Here is a 21392-nt window from a genome sequence, read left to right as displayed (position 1 = left end):
TGCATGGGGAGCCCGAGGCTCCCCCAAGTGTAAGTCTACTGATAGCACGCGTTGGAGCGCGCCAATCTCGATCGTCTCAGTTGATGTCGCGCCGGATGCGCTCGATGTCGCCGGGCTGCACCGGGTCGCTCTCGTTGCCGAAGGAGCCGCGCAGGTAGGTGAGCAAGGAGGCCAGCTGGAAGTCGGTCATGGAACGGGCAACCGGGCTCTTCTCGCCAGGCCACTGGTCGCTGTCAGCACCCTTGATAAGAAGCTCCGCCAGAGCGGCAACATCGCCGTTAACTTTGCTGTTGTTGACCAGCGAGGGGATGTAATCCGGACCCTGACCGTCGCGTCCGTGACAGCTCACACAGCTCTCGTAGATGCGTTCGCCAGCGGCAATCAGGTCGGGGGTCGGAGTCGGCTCCACACCACCGGCCGGGAAGGGCGGAAGGCCCAACGACTCGCGAACCCGCGCGACATCTTCGTCGGTCACCTCGCCACCGGCGTTACCCCAGCTGAGGCGCTCGTGGTTGACGACGGCGGTGACTTCGGCGTCGTTGAGGATCTGTCCGAAGGCCGGCATCACACCCTGGCCCTGGAGCACAAGCTGGATGTGGGAGTCCTTCTGGCCCTCTTCGACCACGCGGGCGGCGCCCACCAGGCTGGGGAACTGCTCGCCCTGGCCCTGACCACTCTCACCGTGGCAGGTGGCGCAGCGCGCGGCAAAGACGTCGGGGCCGTTGGCTTCGGTGACGGCGTTCTGCATATCAAAGACCCACTGGCGGAAGCTCGACGGGGTCATCACCACTGCACGGAAGTACATGTCCCAGTGGCCAAGACCGCAGAGCTCGGTGCAGGTGCCCTGGTACTCAATGGCGCTGTAGTTGGCGTAGGGCGAGACCTCTTCGACGGTGCGCGAGCGACCCAGGTAGGTGACGCGCTGCTCAAGGCCGGAGATGGTCTTGTTGGTAGCGTCGTCGCGGGTCTGCATGAAGTCAGGGCGCGTGGTGACGTACTCACGCTCGGGGCGCTCGACCGTGGCGAACTCATCGACGCGAACCTGGTTGACCGGGCCATCGGCGCGGAACCACCAGTAGTTAAAGCGACCGGGGACGGCGTCCATCTTAATCCCCAGGTCGGGAACGAAGATGGAGTGGATGACGTCGCGCGAGGTCACCTCAAGTTTGATGTTGGTGTTCGCAGGCACCACCAGGTCGCCGTGCACCAGGCCACCGTGGTCGGGATACACAAACTGCCAGTCCCACTGGTAGGCCACGGCTTCGACGGTCATGTCGATGTCGTCGGGGATGACTTCGGTAGCGAACATGACGTTGATGGTGGCCACACCGATCCAGATCTGCGCGAGGGCGGCGGCGGAGGTCCAGCCAATCTCCAGGACCAGGTTGCCGTGATTCTGCAGCGGACGCTCGTCATCGCTACGGCGGCGGAACTTAATAATCGCCGCGAACAGCACTACCTCTACAATGATCAGTACCGCCAGACAGATCTTGGCGACCATGTTGTAGAGCCCGGTCATCTCGCGACCGTTCTCGGTGTAGTGGGCGATGAACTCCCCGGAGCCGGGGACAGCGAACGCAGTCGCCGGGATCAGCAGCGCGAGAGTGAGCGCGAGGAGCAGCGCGGCGCGCTTGAGGTGGCGAGGGTTAAAATAGCCGCTCATGGTTTTTTTACTCATAAGGTTGCCGTTCGTCGAAGGCGCGAGGCCCAGCATCTGCGACGGTTGACTGGAGGTTGAAGCGTTCATAACGCAGAGCGTGAAGTCAATGAGCTCGCCGCCCGAAGGCGGCGATTAAATCAGGTTTTAAGGCTCGGTGGCCGGATCTTCCACTTCAGGGGTCGTGACCGCACCGGGCTCTGCCTGACCGTCGGCGGGGATCTCGCCGGTGGTATCCGCAGGCGCGGTGGTCTCGTCGACGGGCTGTTCGGTGGTGACGCGCTCGCTACCTTCGCCTTCGAATCCAGCGACATAGGCCTGCAGGTCCTTCCAGTTTTTCTCCGAGAGCGACGCTGCCGGAGTCATGTTGGGAAGGGTCGCGTGAACACCGCCGATGGTGCGCGCGGCGACGTCCTGGTAGGTGCCGCCGACCGAGGCCGGAACCAGACGCCCGACGTTGATGTAAAGGAAGGGCGGGAAGGCGCCGTAAGGGCCCACGTTGCGAGCGCCGGCGCCCTGACTGCCGTGGCAGCTGGCGCACATCTGACCGTAAACCTGCTGACCGTCGGCGGCGTTGGCGTCGGCGGCGAGCACCGGGTCGCCGTACTGGCCGAGACGAATCAGGCGGTTCTCAGCGGCGTCGGCGGCCAGGAAGCGCATCGCGTCGTTCACCGGGATGGCGTCGGGACGCGGGGGGGCGCTCAGCGAGCGGCAGACGTCGTTGACCTGCTCATCGGTGGCCGGTTCCTGGTTCTGCTCGGGGATAAAGGACTCACGCACATAGTGGGTGAGCGCCCAGAGCTCTTCTTCCGGGAGGTGGCCGTAGGCGGGCATCGAGGTGCCGGAGATGCCCGCAAAGAGGGTGTTGTAGATCGCCAGGGCGCTGGTGCCATTGGTCCAGTCGGCGGGCGGGGCCTCGAAGTTACGCGGCGGCGGGTTGAGCGCGCCGCCGGCAGGGCCGTCACCTTTACCCTGGGCACCGTGGCAGGAGGCGCACTGCTGCGCGAAAACCTCTTCGCCCTTAGCAAGCTGCTCATCCCCCGAGGGCTCCACCAGATCGGCGATGCCCACGCGAATCTCGGGGTCGCACACGCCGAACTCGGCTTCACGACGGATGCGCTCGGAGAGCTCCGTCGGCACCGGGTTGGGGTTGTCGATCAGGCTGTGCACGTAGTGCGAGACGGCCCACTGATCCTGAAAGAACAGGTTGTTGAAGGGCGTGTGCTCGAAGTTCTCGGTGGCGTAGCCGTGGGCGACGACGCTGTAGATCGACTCCAGACCGGAGCGCTCCACCTCGGTGCCGACAAAGCCCTGGGCGCCGTTGCGCTCGGCGAGCTCGGCCCCGCCCCGGCCTTGATCGCCGTGGCAGGTGGCACACTGTTCGGCGAAGACCTTCTCCCCGCGTTCGATCTTCTGGGGGGTCGGCACCAGCATGCGGTCAAGGGTCTGCAGCCCGATTCCCTGCCCGTAGACAGTCGGGATCAGGGCGACCATGCCGCCGGTGACCAGCGCGATTTTAAGACCATTTTTAAGCGTAGCGTTTTTCATGACGTCACTGCGAAGAGCGTGGATGCCAGAACCTCAAGAGCGTTCGGATAAGCTAAGACTTACTCCGGCTTGCCGTTGGGGTAGATGAGGTGATCGTGGGAGTGCGGGATGCTCTCAGCCAGGAAGGGATCTTTGAGCGGCACCAGGTTGTGCTTGGCCAGTGAGCGACCGACGACCACGATGAAGAGGCCGACAAAGCCCAGGGCGATCGGAAGCTCAAAGACCGGCCACAGCGGCGAGTAGCTACCTTTGATGGAGGGGTAGGGCGCCACCCAGAGCCACACTTCGTAGAGCTGGGTGAGGATCAGCCACCCGCACACGTACTGCAGGATGTTGTTCTTGTTCTTCTTGTGCTCCTGGGGGAGCAGAAGAAGGAAGGGGATGATGAACTTGATGAAGGGCAGGATGAAGAGGAAGAAGCCCCAGCCGTTGGTCGTACGGTGGACGTACCACTCGGCGGCCTCGGGGATGTTTGCGTACCAGATGAGCAGGAACTGGCTGAACCCGATGTAGGCGTAGAAGACCGTGAAGGCGAAGACCAGCTTGCCCATGTCGTGGATGTGCTGGGTGCCCACGGTGTCACCGAAGTAGCCGCGGCGCTTGAGGTAGAGGATGATCAGCACCATCACGCTCAGGCCCGACTGGAAGAGGCCGGCGAACGCGTAGACCGAGAACATCGTGGAGTACCAGTGCGCGTTGAACGACATGATCCAGTACCAGCTCATGAACGAGAAGCCGATGACGAAGACCAGCAGGAAGCCGGCGCTGACCCAGATGTTGGTGTGGGTGAGCTTGTAGCCGCCGACTTCATCCTGCTTGAGGCTGTTGCGACGCATCCAGGTGAAGAAACCAAACCAGGCCAGGGTCGAGGCGATGGTGGTCAGCGCGATGCCGGTGAAGTTGAGGAAGCCGCTTTTGGCGGCGACAACCGCGTCGATGTAGTGGTTCTCAGCCGGGTCAGCCGGTAGCCACTTAAAGAGCGTCTCGGCGCCGAGCAGCGCGATGGCGCCGAAGATGATCACCGGCAGCAGGAACGCGCCGAAGGCCTCGGGCACGCGGCGAATCGCGACACTCCAACCGGCCTTGGCCAGGTACTGCGTGGCGATGAAGAAGGGGCCGGAGAGTCCCAGGCTTAAGGTAAACCAGAACCCGATGATGTAGCCGCGCCAGGCGCGCACCGCGTTGTACTCTCCCATAAGGAGACCGACCACAAAGACCACAAGGCCCAGCACAAAGAGCGCGAGTCCGGCTGTCTGGAAGCCCCCGGGGAGCTCGAAGCGCTTAGGCGGCGCGATGTCGTGGTGGTGAGATGAGTGAGCCATTGGAGTTTGCCTCTATGCTAATTCAACGGTCGTTCAAAGAGCGCTGTGCGCGTCCGTGAGTCAAATGGGGTTACTGGTCGCGCATCCGATCCAGGTCGATGGGCTCGGGGAAGTCGGCCCGTTGCAGGGCACGCACGTAGTTGACCACGGCCCAGCGTTCCATATCGGTGAGGTTGTTCTTGTAGGCCCACATCGCGCCCTGGCCGTAGGTGACCACGTGGTAGATGCGTCCGTCCTCGTAGCCGCGCAGCTTGTCGGTCAGCAGGCTCGGCGGCGCGCCGTAGGCTCCGGAGACGACGATCGTGCCGTCGGCGGCGCCTTCGCTGCCGTGACACACCGCGCAGTTGGTGCGGTAGAGGAAGCGGCCGTACTCCAGGCTCTGGGCGTTGACCGGCACCGGGTTGACCAGCTGCGCGCTGGCGTCGGGGCTGGGCTGATCGGGGCGAAGCTGACCGTCGACCGGCACGGTGGCCGGGGGCGGGGTGCGCATGCCGGGAACCTGGTCGGCGCGGAAGACCGGCTGTGCCTCCTGGTCTTTGTAGCTCGACTGGTTGTGCATGCCCTCAATCGGGTTCAGCTCACCCATCTGTTTGCTGCCGTCGGCCGGGATCCCTACCTCATAGATGCAGCCCACGAACGAGGCGCCCAGGAGGGCCAGCGCGGTCACAGCGACGCGAGTTTTTAGCGTGCTTGGAATGCTCATGAGATTAAGCGCCTTTCGTGATGGTTCGAATTTCAACCGGGTTGAGCGTCTCGAGGAAGCCTCGGACCTCTTCGGCATCAAAAGCGTCGTCGTCGGCGGAGATCCACAGCACAAAGCGATCTTTGGTGATCTCCGGGTCGATGATGAAGGGCTTGCGGAAGCAACCCGCCGCGATGAGCATCACCAGTGCGGTGGTGACACCGGCGAAGAGCACGGTGAGCTCAAACATGATCGGCACAAAGGAGGGCCAGGGCGCGTAGGGCTTGCCGCCGACGATCATCGGCCAGTCAAAGGTCATCATGAAGAACTGGATGGCGTTGGCGGTAAGAAAACCCGCCGAGCCGGCGCCGAAGGTCACCCAGGGAATCCAGGAGCGGCCCAGGCCCATCGCGTCGTCCATCCCGTGAATGGGGAAGGGCGAGTAGGCTTCAAAGGCGTCGTACTTGGAGTCGCGGGTGTGCGCGGCGGCCAGCATCAGATCGTCGGGAAGATCGAAGTAGGCGGCGATGCCTTTCATACCTTCTCCGTTGGTGACGTCGCCCGCAGCCGGGGGAACCACCGCGTCGCTGGCGCCGTTGCCGGCGACGGTGAGGCTCTCGTGAGACTCCTCGACCTCGTCGTCGGGGTTGTCATCCGAGCTGGCCTCGGCGTCTTCGCCATCGCTCTCTTCAGAAGCAGCGGCCTCTTGAGCGGCTGCATCGTCGGATGCGTCGCTCTCTTCGGTAGCGGCGGCTTCTTCGGAAGCCTCGCTTTCCTCGGCGCCTTCTTCGGCTTTGGTGGTTTCGGCGTCGTTCACAGCGGTGTTCTCTGCGTCGGTCGCGCTGGTCTCCGTTTCTTCTGCGGAGGTCTCAGCGGCGGTCTCTTCGCTGGTCTCTTCCAGCGTCTCTTTGGTCTCTTTGTCCTTAGCCACCGACGACCTCCTTACGGTTCTTGCGCGAAGCTTCTTCAGGCGACATCACAGCCTTAACTTCGAACATGGTGATGGTGGGCAGCACGCGGGCGAAGAGCAGGAAGAGGGTGAAGAACATCCCGAACGACCCGATGGTCAGCAGCCAGTCCATCGCCTTGAAGTTGTACATGCCCCAGGAGCTGGGCACGAAGTCGCGGTGGAGCGCGGTGACAACGATGACGAAGCGCTCAAACCACATGCCCAGGTTCACAAAGAGCGAGAGGACGAAGAGCACCGGGATGGAGCGGCGCAGCTTCTTGAACCACAGGAGCTGCGGGACCACCATGTTGCAGCCGTACATGATGAAGGCCGACCAGGCGTAGGGGCCAAACATACGGTTGGCGAAGTGGAAGCGCTCCGCAGGCACCGCCGAGTAGTACGCGATGATGAACTCGGTCAGGTACGCGATGCCGACCACACCGCTGGTGAGCAGCACGACCTTGGCCATGGCTTCCAGGTGGTTGATCGTGATGTAGCTCTTCAAGTCGAAGACGTGGCGCATGATGATCGTGAGCGTGAGCACCATCGCGAAGCCACTGAAGATGGCGCCGGCCACGAAGTAGGGCGGGAAGATCGTGGTGTGCCAGCCCGGAATCACGGAGACCGCGAAGTCGAAGGACACGATCGTGTGCACCGAGAGGACCAGCGGCGTGGCCAGACCGGCCAGCATCAGGTAGGCGGCCTCGTAGTGGCGCCAGGAGCGGTTTCCACCGGTCCAGCCCAGGCTCAAGATGCCGTAGATCTTCTTGCGCAGCGGGTGCTTCGCACGGTCGCGGATGGTCGCCAGGTCAGGCACCAGGCCCACGTACCAGAAGACCAGCGAGATCGTCGCGTAGGTGGAGACGGCGAAGACGTCCCACAGCAGCGGCGAGTTGAAGTTGACCCACAGCGGCCCGCGCCCGTTGGGGAGCGGGAAGAGCCAGTAGGCAAACCAGGGGCGGCCGGTGTGCAAAAGCGGGAAGAGACCGGCGACCATAACGGCGAAGATCGTCATCGCCTCGGCCGAGCGGTTAATGGCCGTACGCCAGTTCTGGCGGAAGAGGAAGAGGATGGCCGAGATCAGCGTCCCGGCGTGTCCAATACCAATCCAGAAGACGAAGTTGATGATGAACACCCCCCAGCCGACCGGGTGGCTGATGCCGCTGGTACCGATACCGGTACCAATGGCCACACCCAGCGAGCTGAGGAAGACAAGCATCAGCAACACCGAGGGGACGAACACCGCCCACCATCGGGCCGTGGGCATCACCTCGGTATGGCGAGCGATGTCATCATCGACCTGCGCCCAGGTCTTATTATCGGCGACGAGGGGCTCTCGCCGGGCCAGCGGGCCGCCAAAAGGCCCTTCGGCTTCGGCTGCCCGGGGGCGTCCCTGTAGTTCACTCTGTTTCATGCCGGAACTCTTTGGAGCGTCAGTGGATCAAAACATCGGGGGACCGGGGCGCCTTGTTCGTGGCGCCCCGACAACAATGGGTGCTTAGACGAGCTCTTCGTCGGTGTTCCAGATGCTGGTCATATAAGCGACCGCAGGCCGGGTATTGATATCGCTGAGCGCGAAGGTGGCCCGGGGTGACTTGTGCATCTTCGAGACGGTGTGGGAGTCGTCGAGGACGTTGCCAAAGTCGATGGCTTCGGCCGGGCAAGCCTGCTGGCAAGCGGTGACGACTTCGCCCTGGCGGAAGGAGCGGCGACCCTCTTTCATGATCTCCCACTTGCCACGACGGATGCGCTGGACGCAGAAGGTGCACTTCTCCATGACCCCGCGGGTACGTACGGTGACGTCGGGGTTCAGTCCCAGCTGAAGCGGCTCGGTCTGGTTGAGGCGACCGTGCTCTTTGAGCTCGGGGTAGAGGCGCGCAAAGAAGGTATCTCCGCGGTTCTCCGAGTAGTTGAACCAGTTGTAGCGGCGCACCTTGTAGGGGCAGTTGTTGGAGCAATAGCGGGTACCCACGCAGCGCTGGTAGCTCATCTGGTTGAGGCCGTCGCTGCTCTGCATGGTGGCAAGCACCGGGCAGACCGTCTCACAGGGAGCGCGGTCACAGTGCTGGCAGAGCATCGGGTGCATCAAGACACGCGGGTTATCCAGGTACTCGCCGAAGGCGACCTCGGGCTCGGAGCTGTACATCGGGTCGTCGGTGACCGAGGAGCGGATCTTCACCGCTTCTTCGGGCAGCTGGTAGTAACGGTCGATGCGCATCCAGTGCATCTCGCGACCTTCCAGGATGCCCTGGCGGCCGACGACCGGGATGTTGTTCTCTTCCTGGCAGGCGATCACGCAGGCCGAGCAGCCGGTGCACTTGGACATGTCGATGGACATGCCCCACTTGAGGTTACCGAAGTCGTGGTCTTCCCAGAGGTTCTTGGTGGCCACCGGGTGGTGGATGCCGGCGTCGGGCTTCTCGCGGTACTCCTTGAGCTCGGCGGTGGCCATGATGCGGTGGTAGTCCACATCGATGACGTTGCCCTGCTGCACGGTGGAGAGGACCTCGACCTTCTCGGTCTTCTTGATCGTGGCTTTGATGCCCGAGAAGAGCACGCCGTTCTCACCGCTCTGCGAGAGTTTGAAGGCGTTGGCGCCCACGCCGTTGGCGACATCGCCAGCGCCGGTGCGACCGTAACCGAGCGGGATGGCGATGACGTCATCGTGCATGCCCGGGACCATGATCACCGGGAAGCTCAGCTCGGGGCCGCCCTCGACCTGCACTGTGATGTACTGGCCGTTTTCGAGTTTGGCGCCCTTGAGGGTCTTGTAGCTGACCATCGCGTAGGAACCCCAGACGTGCTTGCTGACCGGGTCGGGGAGCTCCTGGAGGTGACCGTTGTTGGCCTGGCGCCCGTCGTAGAGCGGGATCGAGGCGAAGAGCTGAATGACCTTGTTGCCCAGGTCGCCAGCGGCCTCAAACTCGGTGGGCGCGGAGGGCAGGTTGGCGACGGTCTGACGCACGCGAAGCGAGGGGGCGCTCTGAGCGTCGTTGCTCAGGTAGACGCCTTCGCGCATCGTCGAGAGCCAGAACTGATCGAAGCTCGCCAGGGAGTCGGCCTTCGGATAGACCTCGCGCTGCCAGAAGTCGCGCAGGAAGCGGTAGAAGGGGCCGGTGTCGTAGGTCTGACCCGCGCCCGGGCGGTTGCCGGCGGGCTGGGGCGGCGCCGGGATGAAGGCAGCCAGCGTGCTGCTGAGTTCGGCGGTGCCGAACCAGGTCATCAGGCTGTCTTCAAAGGAGCGCGTGTTGTAGAGGGGCAGGATCGCCGGCTGGCGGATCGCGTGCACACCGACGCGGGGGTTGGAGTCACCCCAGGCTTCCAGCGAGTGGCAGCCGGTGGCGACGTAGTGCGCCTGGCGGGCCGTCTCGTCGAAGTGCGTCGAGGTGCTGACCACGAGGGGCACCTTGGCCAGCGCCTCAGCCACATTGAGCGAGGCCGGGGCCGAGTAGACCGGGTTGGTGCCGCTGATGATGAGCATGTCGACATCGCCGCTTTCGATCTCGGCGATGAGGGCCTGAAGCTGGGCCAAACCGGCGGCGCCGTAGCTGGGGCGATCGCGCTCAATGGTCTGCCCGTCGTTGCCAAGCGCGGCGTTGATCAGATTGACCGCGCTCTCGAGCGCCACGCCGTTGCTCGTGGCGCTGGCGTTGCCACCCGCCACAACAATGGACTTGCCGGCGGTCTGCGAGAGCTTCTGCGCGACGCTTTCAATGATCTCGACGCTCAGATCACCACCGAGGCGCTCCACAACCGCAGCCGGAGCAAAGGCGTTCAGCGCCTGGCGCACCGCGCCGGCGGGCACGCCCTGCGGGTTGTGTGCGGTGAAGAGCTGATGAGCCACGGCCATCGCCACATCGACCATCGCGTCGGGGCGAACGCGCACACGCTGGTCGGCGTTGATTCCGGTCAGGGTGAGCGTCGGCTCAAACGCGATCAGCTGCGACATCTCCCCGTCGGGGTTACGACGGCTGGCAAACTGGCGGGTGAACTCCGAGGGGGAGAGCCAGGTGCCCAAAAAGTCGCTGCCGAAGGTGACGATGAGGCTGGCTTTATCGAAGCGGTAGTGCGGGATGTGTGCGCTGCCGTAAGACGCCTCGTTGGCCGCGAGCATCGCGTCGTCGCCCAGCGCTTCATAGGTGTAGTGGCGCGCGTTGGGCACGCTGGAGGTCACCTCGGCGATCAGCGCGTCAGTGGCCGGCCCGTGCATCGCACCGGTGAGGATGCGCAGTCCGCCGCCACCGCGAATCTCGCTGAGCTTGGCCGCGACCTGCGCGTCGATGTCTTCCCAGCTGACCGCCGAGACGCTCTCCCCGCTGACGCGCTGCGCGTCGCGCAGGCGGTCCGGGTCGTAGAGGTCGATATAGGAGGCCTGGCCGCGAGCGCAGAGCGCACCCTGGCTGACCGGGTGCTGGGGGTTGCCCTCGAGCTTGATCGGGCGACCGGCGCGCGACTTCACCAGCATGCCGCACTGCGAGGGGCAGGCGGTGCACACGCTGGCGTAGTGGTTGGACATGCCGATGCGCACCTCTTCGGGGCGATCGACATAGGGGACGATCTCGCGCACGGGACGACGGCACGCCGCGCTGCTCATCGCCGCGGTGGCCGCAGCGACGCTGCTCACCCGCAGGAAGTCACGGCGGTTCATCTTCAAAGGCTCAGAGCCGTCGGAGAAGCTCAGCGTGACATCACCCTGGGCGTCGGCGCGCAGAAGCGCCGAGGCGCCCGGTTGCGGTTCCGAGTGCTTGGGAAGATCGGGATCTTTGAGGTGCTTACTCATAGCGGCCATTCGTGGGGCAGACGGGTCGGTGGTCTATGCGACACAGGCCGACCTGACGTTGAGTGAAAACTTCCTCGGCGCCGTGCTTACGCTTGGGGGGGCGCCTTCAACTGAGATCGCGAACCTGCGCGGCGGGTCGTTCTCAGACACCGCGCAGCCTGACGATCAGTAGTGACAGGTCACGCAGTCGATCGGGGCGTTGTGCTGGGGCTGCCGGTGGCAGTCCACACACCAACCCATGTTGAAGGGGTTGGTCACTTCGACCACGTCCATGCGGTTGACCGCACCGTGGCACTCCGAGCAGTCGATGCCTCGGTTGATGTGCGGGGTGTGGCTGAACTGCACGTGGTCAGGCATGTCGTGCACCTTCACCCACTTGATCGGGGTGCCCTCACGCCAGCTCTTATGGATCTTCTGGATCTCGGGGCTGTCGGTTTTGACCTGCGAGTGACAGTTCATGCAGGTGTTGACCGAAGGGACGCCCGAGACGGGGCCTTCGCCGGGGTTAACGTGACAGTAGCCACAGGGGATCTCATTGATCCCTGCATGAAGCTGGTGGCTAAAGGCGATGGGCTGTTCGGGAGCGTAGCCTTGCCGGGGATTAAAGCAGGCCGAGAACCCGATCGCGGCGGCGAGCACCAGGATGCCAGCGATGGTCAGATAACGAGCATTCATACGTCCAACGACTCCGTGAACCGATGGGATAACTTCGTCGAGCAGGCGCGGGGCGCCAGATTCAATAAGAGCAAAATGCCCTTCGAAAACGAGGCCCTTATTCACACGCGCTGCGCGAGCTTGTCAATACGTTTATGTCCTCACCTAAGATCGCGTTTCGCCTTGATTTTTCGCGGCGAGAGTGAGTTTCGGCGAGGTCGGGCAAGTTGGGTGTGAAATATTCCAGCAATAACGCAAGGTTACCCCTGGTCGGGGGCAAGGTGTTGAAAAAACGCGTATTTTGCGTTGCCGGTCTTCACGCTGCAGAAGGTAGCAGCGCACCCGCGCGAGGGCCAGTTTGGAGGGAGGCAAAGCGATGTGGCAATTTGACGCATAAGCGTACCCCGGGCGCTAAGCCTTGCGTCTTGTGGTCTTAGCCATGCAGCTGATTCGGGCGCAGGCGCGGCCAGATGATCCACCACAGGGCCGCGGCGATCCCCAGCAACACGCCGGCGAGCACGAAGGGGGCCGACGGGCTGAGGGCGGCGAAGAGAAGGCCGCCGGCGGCAGGTCCGGCGATGCGTCCCAGGCTGGAGGCCGATTGCAGGATGCCCATGATCTGTCCGGTGTGGCGTGGATCGTCGGCTTGCTGGGAGGTCATCGAGAGGATCCCCGGATGCACCAGCGCTCGCCCTATCGTAGCGACGCCCAGCATCGCGAAGAGGTAGAGCAGAGAGGGGTTCAGCGGCGCAAGCGCCAGGCCGACGGCCAGCGCCGCCAGGCCCACTCCGGTCATGCGTCGGTCGCCAAGTCGGCGCGAGATGGGGCCGACGCCGCCCTGGAAGATCGCCATGGCGACGCCCATCGCCGCGAAGATGAAGCCGACCTCGACGATGTCGTAGCCGTAGGTGTCCGACATGTAGAGAAAGAAGGTCCCTTCGAGCACGGCCAACGCCACGGTGTAGACGAAGAAGAGGGCGCAGAGCGCGAAGATCGGGGCCTTCTTGAGGTGCTCGCTGACGCGCGCGGGGCGGTAACGCACCCGGTTGGCGCGGCGGGTTTCTTCGGTGGCCGGAGGCTCAATGAGCACGAAGGCCGCAAGGACAAAGGTGATCAGGCTCAGGATCGCGCTGGCAGCAAAGGGCAGGCCCGCGCCCATCAGTCCGGCGCCGGGTTGGGCGAAGGTTCCGACGATCGCGCCGATCGCAGGACCCAGCGTAAAGCCCAGGCCGAAGCTGATCCCGATGACGGCCATGCCGCGGCTGCGTCCGCTGGCGTCGGTGCTGTCGGCGATCAGCGCGCTGGCTGTGGCGACGTTGCCCGCGCAGAGGCCTGCGGTAAAGCGTGCCGCATAGAGTAGCGGCAAGCTCATGGTCAGCGCGGTGAGCAGCTCCAGGAGCGCCGCGGCCAGGAAGGTGGCCATGAGCACCGGCTTTCGGCCGACGCGATCGGAGAGGCGGCCCCAGATCGGCGCCATGATGAACTGCCCCAGGGATTGCGTGGCGTAGAGCAACCCCACATCCACGGCGCTGCCACCCAGCGCTTCGGCCAGGGCAGGCAGCACCGGAATGGCGATGGCGAACCCGGTGATGTTGAGCAGCAGGATCGGGAAGAGGCGGCGGATCGGACTTCGGGCAGTCATGGGGGCCGGACGCTGGTGCTGGCGAGGGAAGCGGCGCGCGGCGGGGCGCACCGTGACGAATGTTGGGCCACCCGGGCCCGGGCTCCTTGTGGCACGGAGCCGCCCGAATCGCAACACTCGCCCAACGCGCGCCTTTCCCGGGGGCATTCCTCGCTGCGCTGCGGCAGCTTGTCGCAGGTCGCCGGCACCGCGGCGACGCCGGAGATCAGGAGGAGGCAGGGGCCTGCTCAGTGTGAAGCGCGCTGAGATCGGGAGCCGGGCTCTGGCGGGCGATCGTCGCATGGAGGTACATCGCCGGCGCAAACCCGAAGGTGCGCGCGATCAGCACTTCGGTGAGCTTCGCGATGCGGGTGTTGTAGTGCTCCACGGTATCGTTAGAACCCGCGCGCATCAGCGCGAGTTCATCTTCAACATCGGTCGGGGTTTGCATCAGCGCGTTGACGTGGGTGTCCGCCTGCAGGTGAGGGTAGGACTCCCGCAGCGCAACGAGCGCGCGGCTGGCCTGGTTGCTCTGCGAGATGGCTTCGGAGCTCTTGTGAAGCGCGGCCGCTGAGGGGCTCTCGGCCGGGATGTGGGTGCGCGCTGTCGCGATGGCGTCCAGGGTCTCGCGCTCGTGAGCGACATACGACTCCACGACGGGGAGCAGCGCGGAGATCAGATCGAAGCGCTTCTTGAGCGCGACCTCCACGTTGGCAAAGCCGCGGCGCACACGCTCCCGCACAAACACCAGGTCGTTGTAGAGCAACGCGACAAAACACGCCGCGGTGTACGCACAACTTGTAAGCGTGGCGTAGACGTAGTCTCCGGCGCCGAAGGTGCCAAAACTTGTGAAGGTGTACATGCCTAACGACGCGGTCAGGGCCACACCCAGGCCCAGCAGGACGTTTTCTTTGCGATCGACCCGGTAGTGAAGTTCACGCTCGGGGATCGCGGCGATGATCAGGGGAAGATCCGGGTGATGCAGCACCTCAAGGTGGTCGTGGACCTCGTCGGAGAGGCCGGCGAAGCCCAGGGCGTAGATCGTGTCGTCGGTGTAGATCGCGTACTCGGAGTAGGTGCGTGAGCCCTCTTTTTTGGAGACGACGTGGTCGGTGTAGAAGGTCGCCTCGGCGGGATGGACCACCACCGAGGCGCTGGCGTCGGTGAGCAGAAAGGGCGCGTGTGCGGTGACGTCTTTCTCGGTGATGGTTTTGTCGTCGGAGCGACGGGTGATCACGTAGCGGTAGTAGAGGCAGGGGCGGCCGGAGACCGGGCCGAAGAGTTCTCGTTGTTGACTCTGGCGAGAGGGGGTTCCGCAGACCTCGGTCAGCCCGTAGGTGATGCCGCGGATTGGGCTTGTGGGCATGTGCTCCATCAGGCGTTTGAGTTTGACGGCACGCAGTCCGCCGCGGGTGCTCGCAAGCATCGACGCCAAAAGGGCGATCACCGCTAGCCACCCCCAGATGCCGGGCATTGCGGCGGGCGCTTCGACCGGGGTGCGACGTGCCTGGTCCTCGTCGCTGAGTGTGGGAAGCTCAAGCGAGGCCTCGTTGATGCGGGAGGCAAAAAGTCGTTCAGGGAAGCGGGTCAGGTCGTCACGGGCGGCCTCAATGACCTGGGCGGCAGCGACGCGTTGCCGACGCAGCTGCTCGCGTGCCTCGGGCGAGGCGTTCAGGGCGCTGATAAACGACGCGTCGCGCCACCACAGGCTTCCATCGGCGCCAAGACGCTGCGCCGCCTCGGTGAGGTTGCGGTCGAGGCGCTGCAGACGATCGCCGAGCTCGTTGACGTCGCGCTCGCGTTATCGAAACGCCCCGGAAGACGCTCGGGGAGGGCGTCTCAGAGCGGCGATTTGACAGGGTGGGCAGGGCAAAGGGGCAGCGTAACGAACGTCGTCGCGCCTGAGTAGCGGCTCGAACCTTCGGCGAGGCCGCGAGGATCGACATCGGCGCGAGGCTCTGAAATAATTGGGGTGATGGGGCGTTACCATGGTATCGCTCTTGATTCTGGATCGTGGTTTCGGCCGGGCGCTGTGCTCGGGCCGCGGGTTCAGGGAGCAGGGTGCCGCCTTTACGAGGCCGCCCCGCAGTGGATCAACTTTAGCCCAGGTCGACGGCGTTGGACGTTGTCATAGCGGAAGTCATCGGCATTATTGCCTGCCTGATAGGCTCTGCGTACTTCTCAGGCTCGGAGACTGCGCTCACCTCGTTGAGCGAAGGTCAGACCGAGCGGTTGATCGAGGAAAAAGGAGTGGGTTCGTTGCGTCTCTGGCGGGATAAGCCGCTGGTGGTGCTGACCTCGATCTTGATCGGCAATAACATCTTCAACATCACGGCCTCGGCGCTGGCCACCGATCTTGCGGCTCGCCTCCTGGGCTCGACGGCGGCCTCGCAATGGGCGATCCCGGTGGCGGTTGGCGCGATGACCTTCTTGCTGCTGACCTTCGGCGAGATCACCCCGAAGACGATCGCGCGGGTGCGCAACCAGCAGCTGGCCTCGGTGGTGATGTGGCCGATGCGCCTTCCGGTGGCGCTCTTTGCCCCGGCCACCTTCTTTTTCAACAAACTCGCAGCCGGGGTGATGCGCCTTGTGGGGGGCAGCGTCGATGAGCGCCAGCCTTACGCTACCAACGAGGAGCTGCAGTACATGATCGATCTGGGCTCGCGGGAGGGGCAGATCCCCGAGGATCGCGAGCGCCTGCTGCGTTCGGTCTTTGAGTTCCCCGATACGGTCGTACGCGAGATCATGGTGCCGCGCACCGACATGGTCGCCATCCCCGAGGAGATCAACCTTGAGGAGGTCCTTGAGGTGCTCATGGAGTGCGGCCACAGCCGCATCCCGGTCTACCGCGAGACGATCGATGATATCGTGGGGCTCTTTTACGCCAAGGACGTCATTCAGCTGATGGCGGCCCGACAGGACTTTGATCTGAGCAAACTTCTGCGTCGGACCTATTTTGTGCCGGCCACCAAGCGCATCGCGGATCTGCTTGCGGAGTTCCAGATCAACCGCATCCATATGGCGGTGGTCGTCGATGAGTTCGGCGGCACGGCGGGCCTGATCACGCTGGAGGACATCATCGAGGAGTTTTTTGGCGATATTCAGGACGAATACGACACCGAGCCCGCCCAGATCATCGCGATTGATGAGGCGCGGGTGATGGCCGACGCGCGGGTGCCGATCTACGATCTGGAAGAGTATTACGATATGGAGCTTCCCGAGCACCCGGACTACGAGTCGCTCGGCGGGTTCATCCTCTCGCAGTCGGGGAGTGTGCCGGAGGCCGGCGACGAGATCGTGTGGAACGATCTGGTGTTCCGCGTTATTGAAGCGGACGCCAAGCGCATCATCAGCGTGGAGATCGAGCGCCGCAATGCGGAGCAGGACGCCTCCGAGGAGCTCGTCTCCTGAGTGACTCGGCGCCCCCGGCGGGCGGAGGGTGCGGGCGGGCTGATGTGCAGACGAATAATTCGACGGGGCCGGCGTCTTACACCCGAGCCCTGACGGTGCTCTTCGAACGCGAAGGGCGCACCTGAACTTAATGAGAGGTTAGCGTGAAGGATCGTGCGATGATGACACCCTGGATGAAGATCGCAGCGGCGGCCGCGGCGGGTTCACTCGCTGCGCTCACCGCGCTGAGCCAGCCGCTGGCCCAGGAGGCGGGCGAGACGGCCGAGGTGGCGAAGGCGCCGGCGGAGATGAGCGCGGAGGATGTCGCGCGCCGGGTGCAGCGCTTCTACCAGGAGACGAGCGACTTTCAGGCGGCGTTTGCCCAGACCTACACCGACATCGCCGCTGGCGAGAGCAAGCGCTCGCGCGGCCGCGTCTACTTCAAGAAGCCCGGAAAGATGCGCTGGGACTACTACAGCCCCACCGACGCCACCCAGCGCGAGCGGGTGCTGGTGAGTGATGGTTCGGCCTTCTGGATCTATGAGTTCGAGTTTCAGCAGGTCTTCAAGCAGTGCCTCGAAGACAGCCAGCTGCCCACGAGCCTGCGCTTTTTGATGGGGCAGGGCGATCTGCTCGAGGAGTTCAACGCCGAGCTCAGCGAGCGCTCCACCGCGCAGGCTCCCGAGCTTAAGCTCACGCCGAAAGAGCCCACGCCGCATTACAGGGAGCTGCGTTTTCGCGTCGACCCGCAGACCTTCCAGGTGACCCGCACGACCGTCTACGACCCCTATGGGAACACCAACGAGATTGTCTTCCAGAACACCCGGGTCAACCGCAACCTGCCCGACAGCGGGTTTGAGTTTGAGGCGCCTCAGGGCGCGCGCCTGCTCAACGCCCAGCAGGAGTGTGACTGAGGGTGGATGCCGGCGTCTCCGAGAGCAGCGCGCGCCGCGCGCTTTGTCACCCGGATGGCAAGAAGAGCTGCGGGGCCTGCTGCGGGATGTACAACCATCGCATAAGCGATGAGGCCGCGCTGATGGCGCGTCTGGTCGAGCGCACCCGGGCGTTTCGCCGGGATGCCTCGATCGAGGATGAGGCCTCGCTGCGGGCGTTTCGCGCGCGGTGGGAAGATCCGCCCGAGGTGAAGTTGCTCGGCGAGCTTGCGAGCTGCCCCTTTCTGGGGCTGCTCGACGGGCTCGATCCTGCGGGGCGCGTGGGCTGTCTGGTGCATCCGCTTCAGAATCAGGGGGTCGACGGTCGCGACTGTGGCGTCTACGACCGCTTCATCTGTGAGGATTACCTCTGCGCGGCGCACGCGGTGCTCAAACGCCCGGAGGTGGAGCTTGTGATCGCGGCGGTGCCCGACTCCTACCTCTACGGGTTGGTGATCACCAACCCCAGGCTCATTCGCACCTTCTTTGAGCTGGCGGCCACCGAGCGGGGTGCGTACCCGACGGGGCAGGAGCTGGCCCGCGATGAGGCGATCGCGGCCGCCCGTCATTTCTTTGAGCTGGTGCGCGACTGGCCCTACCGCGACACCGACGGGATCTTCGGCGCGGTGGTGCCCGGCGAGGGACTTGAGACCACTCGCCGCGCGCACCCCGCCGGCGACCGGGCGATGGAGCCGGTGGATACGCTGCTGCTCGGTCTGGGGACTCGAACCCTCAACGACTCGGAGCTCGCGGATGCACGCGGGTGCATGCAGGACGCGGTCTCAGCCTTTGCTGCGGCGCTGGGGTGAGGGGACGCCTGGGTCGATAGGCGATGGGGGCGAAGAGCGCCCGCGGTGAGCGCGTGTTCGTTAGCCCACGTCGGCGTCGTTCTCGAAGGTGTCTCGCTCGCCAACGAGGATCGCGGCGATGGCGTCGTCGTTATAGAGGGGGCCACGTCCGATGCCTTCACACCAGGTCGCTTCGGCCTGCCAGGCGCCGGGCTCGTCGAGGATCTCCGGCCAGAAGGGGTAGGTGCGACATTGGGAGGGTTTCACCGGGTGAATCTCACAGCCGCGTTTCCCCAGAAAGGGGCATGGCGAGCCCTCATCGACGGCGATGACCCAGCCTGAGCCCCGGGGGTGCATGTAGGCCTCGGTCAGCTCGTCGGGGGGCACGCCCAGAAATGATGCGGCCAGAAAGACCTCCGGCGCGCTGAACTCGACCTGGCCTGGGCGTGCGCAGCATCGCTGGCAACGGGTGCATTCAAAACGTCGTGAAGTCATTGAAGGAGCTCGTCGGGGGCCGGGGGGCGTTCGCGGCGTTGAAGATCGCGTGGGGCATGCGTTAGCGTCAAGGCTGGTGAGATGAATGGAGCGCGCCGTGCAGAATGTGCAGAGCCGTGATGACGAAGCCACGCGACCTCCGAAGCGCTACCCGATGGTGTTGGGGGCGTGGTTGGTGGCGACGCTTGCCGGGCTCTGGGCGCTGGAGTCGCCGCAAGGCGACGACTCCACACACCTGGCGTTCGCCTCCAGTGAGGCGTTTGTGCCGCCGCCCCTCTCGCCAGACTGGCAGGGCGCGCCGGCGGCCGGCGAGGCGTTCACGCTGCGTTATGCGGGGCATTCGCCGGTGCGGTACCGCTTGCGCGCGCGCTGGGAGCACGATGAGGCGTCGGATGCGCTAAAAAATAAAATAGATCTGGAGGCGTACTCGCGATGGTCGAGTCAGGAGAGCGCGGACGGTGAGGCGTTGATTCAACGCGTGGAGGTTGAGTCCGCGACGCTGGAGGTCCGGGGGGCGGGGGCACCGGTGATCGGGTTTCGCGCCGCCCAGGAGGAGCGGGCGCTTAAGGGGGCGGTCTATCAGCGTGCCCGGGATCGGATGGGCGGTGGGGGTCGGTCGGAGCGGGGGCGGCCCGCGCAGGCTGCAGGAGCCTGGGGCGTGGCGCTGCTCGACGATCTTCACCGCTTGCTCACGCCGCGTTTTCCGCTGGACGCGCAGCTCGCTGGCGAGCGTTGGCGATACCGCCTCGATGATGCGGGGCTGCTACCGGTCCCCGATAATGCGGCGCTTGCGACGCATCTGGTCAAACGGGTGGATGTGGAAGATCGACTGCGGGAGCACATCATGCACGAGGGCCGCCCCGTCTTCTGGATCGAGCGTCGGATCGCGATCGAGCTTCGGGAAGTTGGGGAGACGTCCTCACCTGACGCGCTTCACGTGAAGGGCGAAGGTCAGGGCACGCTGCTCTGGGATGTGGAGCGAGGACAGGTGATCGTCAGTGATCTCGTCATGCGGATGGCGCTGCCAGAAAGCGGAGGTCGCCGGACGCTGCGGGCGCAGATCGCGCGGATCGACGCGCCGGGGCAAAACGCTTTGCCATCCCTTCCCTCCGCGTATTAGATTGGCGGGGTCTAGCTCGATACAGAAGTTCACTTTTTGTCAGAATACAGGGGCCAATGCCCATGGAACGCCAACTTGTCGACCATCTGGTCGCGCAGCAGGTGGTCAGTCGACAGGACATTCAGCGGTGTGTGCTGCGCGCCTCCATGTCGAAAGGCTCGGTGGTCGAAGAGCTGATCACCCGCGCCGGCGTGGACGAGCGCCAGCTCGCCCGCGCCATCGCCGAGCATCTGGGACTCCGCGTTCACGAGCGACCCTCGATCCAGGCGCAGCCCGAGGCCCTGGCGCTCGTCAGCTCGGAGCGCGCCGAGGAGTTCGGCGTGTTGGCGATCACCTACAACGAGGCCAGCGGGGAGCTGGAGATGGTCGTCTTCGATGCCGACCGCGCCCGCCCCGTCCTCCAGGAGGTTCGCGAGGCCACCGGGATCTCGCCATCCCTGGTCATCGCACCGCGTTCGACGTTGGAGCGCGAGATTTTTCGGCATTACAACCACGAACACGCCGCCGACAAGACCGTGGCCGCGCCCGTGCAGCCTCCGGCGATGGCCCGCGCGCGGCCGCCTCGCCACATGCCCGGCGACGCCCATGAGCCGGCCACACGCGTGGTGCACCTCGATGACAGTGGCCCGACCCGCCAGGTCGACCTTCACGCCGCCGAGGACAACCCCTTCTTCGATCTGGTGAAGAACGCCCGCGGCGAGGCCGGCAAACCCAGCCTCAGCGAGAGCACCAGCCCGGGGCCGCAGCCCGGCGAAGACTTCTTTGACGGCTTTGAAGATGCGTTCACCGACGCGTTGGAGGAGCATCAGCTCGGCAAAGAGAGCGCGCCACGAAAGACGCCAAAGCCTTCGATGGGCGCATCGAGGAGCGCGTCGGATGCCGGAAGCTCCTCGCGCGCCGGAGCGTCGCGAGGCGGTTCGACGACGCCGTCGCCGCGGCGCAGCGCCAGCGGACACAGCGCGCGGGAGCGCGATTTTGGCGATATGGCCGGCGCCCTCAACGACTTTGACGCCCAGCTTGATGCGTCGTCGGACGCCTACGAGCAGCCCAGCTCCAGCCGGCTCAACGCCTCGGGCTTTGAGCGGCGCGGGCGCACCGGAAGTCAGGCCCATTACAGTCGCACCGGTTCGGGCTTGATCCCCCTGGATCCCAGTCAGAGCGCTGCGCCTGGTTTCGACAGTGGCGAGTCGGGGCTCTTCCCCATCGATCGCCAACCCTTCGGGTTTCTCGACAACGACGAGACCGACGGCGCCGAGAATGAACCGACGCTGGCCCAGGTGGTTGCGCGACAGCGTCAGCACATCACGCGTCTGGAGCGGGAGGTCGAGTACCAGAAGGCGATCTTGCAGTCGCTGGCCGAGATGCTGGTCGAGGCCCGGGTGCTCAGTCGTCGGAAGCTCAAGGCCCGGCTCAAAGAGCTGCGCGAGAAAGAGTCAAAACGCTGAGAGGATACG

At 64.6% G+C, this 21392-nt stretch carries 16 protein-coding genes; 5 read left to right on the top strand and 11 right to left on the bottom strand.

The window, feature by feature from the left end; translation table 11 throughout:
- Positions 1–76: 76 nt before the first annotated feature.
- The 10 genes from FRC96_RS10730 to FRC96_RS10685 form a co-directional block, all read right to left on the bottom strand.
- Positions 77–1678, bottom strand: a complete 1602-nt coding sequence (locus FRC96_RS10730; protein WP_230470127.1) for a cytochrome c oxidase subunit II — start codon at positions 1676–1678, stop codon at positions 77–79.
- Between the two features lie 126 nt (positions 1679–1804).
- Positions 1805–3205, bottom strand: a complete 1401-nt coding sequence (locus FRC96_RS10725) for a cytochrome c (protein ID WP_146974493.1) — start codon at positions 3203–3205, stop codon at positions 1805–1807.
- Between the two features lie 59 nt (positions 3206–3264).
- Complete coding sequence (locus tag FRC96_RS10720) at positions 3265–4527, bottom strand: hypothetical protein (protein WP_146974492.1); 1263 nt, start codon at positions 4525–4527, stop codon at positions 3265–3267.
- A 70-nt stretch (positions 4528–4597) separates the two neighbouring features.
- On the bottom strand, positions 4598–5230 hold the full coding sequence (locus FRC96_RS10715) for a c-type cytochrome (RefSeq protein ID WP_230470126.1): 633 nt from the start codon (positions 5228–5230) through the stop codon (positions 4598–4600).
- Between the two features lie 4 nt (positions 5231–5234).
- Positions 5235–6140 carry a DUF3341 domain-containing protein gene (locus FRC96_RS10710; protein ID WP_146974490.1) on the bottom strand — a complete coding sequence of 302 codons (906 nt, stop codon included), beginning with the start codon at positions 6138–6140 and terminating at the stop codon, positions 5235–5237.
- The gene (gene nrfD, locus FRC96_RS10705) at positions 6133–7572 is read right to left on the bottom strand and encodes an NrfD/PsrC family molybdoenzyme membrane anchor subunit (RefSeq protein ID WP_146974489.1); all 1440 of its coding nucleotides are present in this window, start codon (positions 7570–7572) and stop codon (positions 6133–6135) included. The genes FRC96_RS10710 and nrfD overlap by 8 nt, the downstream gene beginning before the upstream one ends.
- Before the next feature lie 84 nt (positions 7573–7656).
- A complete protein-coding gene (locus tag FRC96_RS10700; protein WP_230470125.1) occupies positions 7657–10938 on the bottom strand; it encodes a 4Fe-4S dicluster domain-containing protein in 3282 nt (1093 codons plus the stop codon).
- A 165-nt stretch (positions 10939–11103) separates the two neighbouring features.
- Positions 11104–11613, bottom strand: coding sequence for a cytochrome c3 family protein (locus FRC96_RS10695; protein WP_146974487.1), 510 nt, complete (start codon positions 11611–11613; stop codon positions 11104–11106).
- Positions 11614–12025: 412 nt separating this feature from the next.
- Entirely contained in the window at positions 12026–13234 is a 1209-nt protein-coding gene (locus tag FRC96_RS10690; RefSeq protein WP_230470124.1) for an MFS transporter, read from the bottom strand.
- A gap of 205 nt (positions 13235–13439) precedes the next feature.
- Complete coding sequence (locus FRC96_RS10685) at positions 13440–14579, bottom strand: LemA family protein (RefSeq protein ID WP_230470123.1); 1140 nt, start codon at positions 14577–14579, stop codon at positions 13440–13442.
- Positions 14580–15331: 752 nt separating this feature from the next.
- Between FRC96_RS10685 and FRC96_RS10680 the strand changes: the two genes are divergently transcribed.
- From FRC96_RS10680 to FRC96_RS10670, 3 genes are all read left to right on the top strand, one after another.
- On the top strand, positions 15332–16624 hold the full coding sequence (locus FRC96_RS10680) for a hemolysin family protein (protein ID WP_146974484.1): 1293 nt from the start codon (positions 15332–15334) through the stop codon (positions 16622–16624).
- A gap of 158 nt (positions 16625–16782) precedes the next feature.
- Positions 16783–17517 (top strand): LolA family protein, encoded by a 735-nt coding sequence (locus FRC96_RS10675; protein WP_146974483.1) that lies wholly within the window; start codon positions 16783–16785, stop codon positions 17515–17517.
- Positions 17518–17519: 2 nt separating this feature from the next.
- Positions 17520–18344, top strand: coding sequence for a hypothetical protein (locus FRC96_RS10670; protein WP_146974482.1), 825 nt, complete (start codon positions 17520–17522; stop codon positions 18342–18344).
- 60 nt (positions 18345–18404) lie between these two features.
- Here FRC96_RS10670 and FRC96_RS10665 read toward each other — a convergent pair whose 3' ends face one another.
- Entirely contained in the window at positions 18405–18818 is a 414-nt protein-coding gene (locus FRC96_RS10665; protein ID WP_146974481.1) for a YkgJ family cysteine cluster protein, read from the bottom strand.
- Between the two features lie 97 nt (positions 18819–18915).
- On the opposite strand from FRC96_RS10665, the gene FRC96_RS10660 reads away from it, so the two are divergent.
- Positions 18916–19938, top strand: coding sequence for a hypothetical protein (locus tag FRC96_RS10660; RefSeq protein WP_146974480.1), 1023 nt, complete (start codon positions 18916–18918; stop codon positions 19936–19938).
- A gap of 62 nt (positions 19939–20000) precedes the next feature.
- On the top strand, positions 20001–21383 hold the full coding sequence (locus FRC96_RS10655) for a hypothetical protein (RefSeq protein WP_230470122.1): 1383 nt from the start codon (positions 20001–20003) through the stop codon (positions 21381–21383).
- Positions 21384–21392: the final 9 nt, after the last annotated feature.

Source organism: Lujinxingia vulgaris, assembly GCF_007997005.1.
In the GTDB taxonomy this organism is placed as follows: Bacteria; Myxococcota_A; Bradymonadia; order Bradymonadales; family Bradymonadaceae; genus Lujinxingia.
This window is presented reverse-complemented; position numbering and strand designations above follow the sequence as displayed.

Excerpts from the sequence above, each read along its gene's own strand:
- FRC96_RS10730 (WP_230470127.1), bottom strand. The coding sequence starts at position 1,678 with ATGAGTAAAAAAACCATGAGCGGCTATTTTAACCCTCGCCACCTCAAG.
- FRC96_RS10725 (WP_146974493.1), bottom strand. The coding sequence starts at position 3,205 with ATGAAAAACGCTACGCTTAAAAATGGTCTTAAAATCGCGCTGGTCACC.
- FRC96_RS10720 (WP_146974492.1), bottom strand. The coding sequence starts at position 4,527 with ATGGCTCACTCATCTCACCACCACGACATCGCGCCGCCTAAGCGCTTC.
- FRC96_RS10715 (WP_230470126.1), bottom strand. The coding sequence starts at position 5,230 with ATGAGCATTCCAAGCACGCTAAAAACTCGCGTCGCTGTGACCGCGCTG.
- nrfD (WP_146974489.1), bottom strand. The coding sequence starts at position 7,572 with ATGAAACAGAGTGAACTACAGGGACGCCCCCGGGCAGCCGAAGCCGAA.
- FRC96_RS10700 (WP_230470125.1), bottom strand. The coding sequence starts at position 10,938 with ATGAGTAAGCACCTCAAAGATCCCGATCTTCCCAAGCACTCGGAACCG.
- FRC96_RS10695 (WP_146974487.1), bottom strand. The coding sequence starts at position 11,613 with ATGAATGCTCGTTATCTGACCATCGCTGGCATCCTGGTGCTCGCCGCC.
- FRC96_RS10690 (WP_230470124.1), bottom strand. The coding sequence starts at position 13,234 with ATGACTGCCCGAAGTCCGATCCGCCGCCTCTTCCCGATCCTGCTGCTC.
- FRC96_RS10685 (WP_230470123.1), bottom strand. The coding sequence starts at position 14,579 with ATGCCCACAAGCCCAATCCGCGGCATCACCTACGGGCTGACCGAGGTC.
- FRC96_RS10675 (WP_146974483.1), top strand. The coding sequence starts at position 16,783 with ATGATGACACCCTGGATGAAGATCGCAGCGGCGGCCGCGGCGGGTTCA.
- FRC96_RS10665 (WP_146974481.1), bottom strand. The coding sequence starts at position 18,818 with ATGACTTCACGACGTTTTGAATGCACCCGTTGCCAGCGATGCTGCGCA.
- FRC96_RS10655 (WP_230470122.1), top strand. The coding sequence starts at position 20,001 with ATGGAACGCCAACTTGTCGACCATCTGGTCGCGCAGCAGGTGGTCAGT.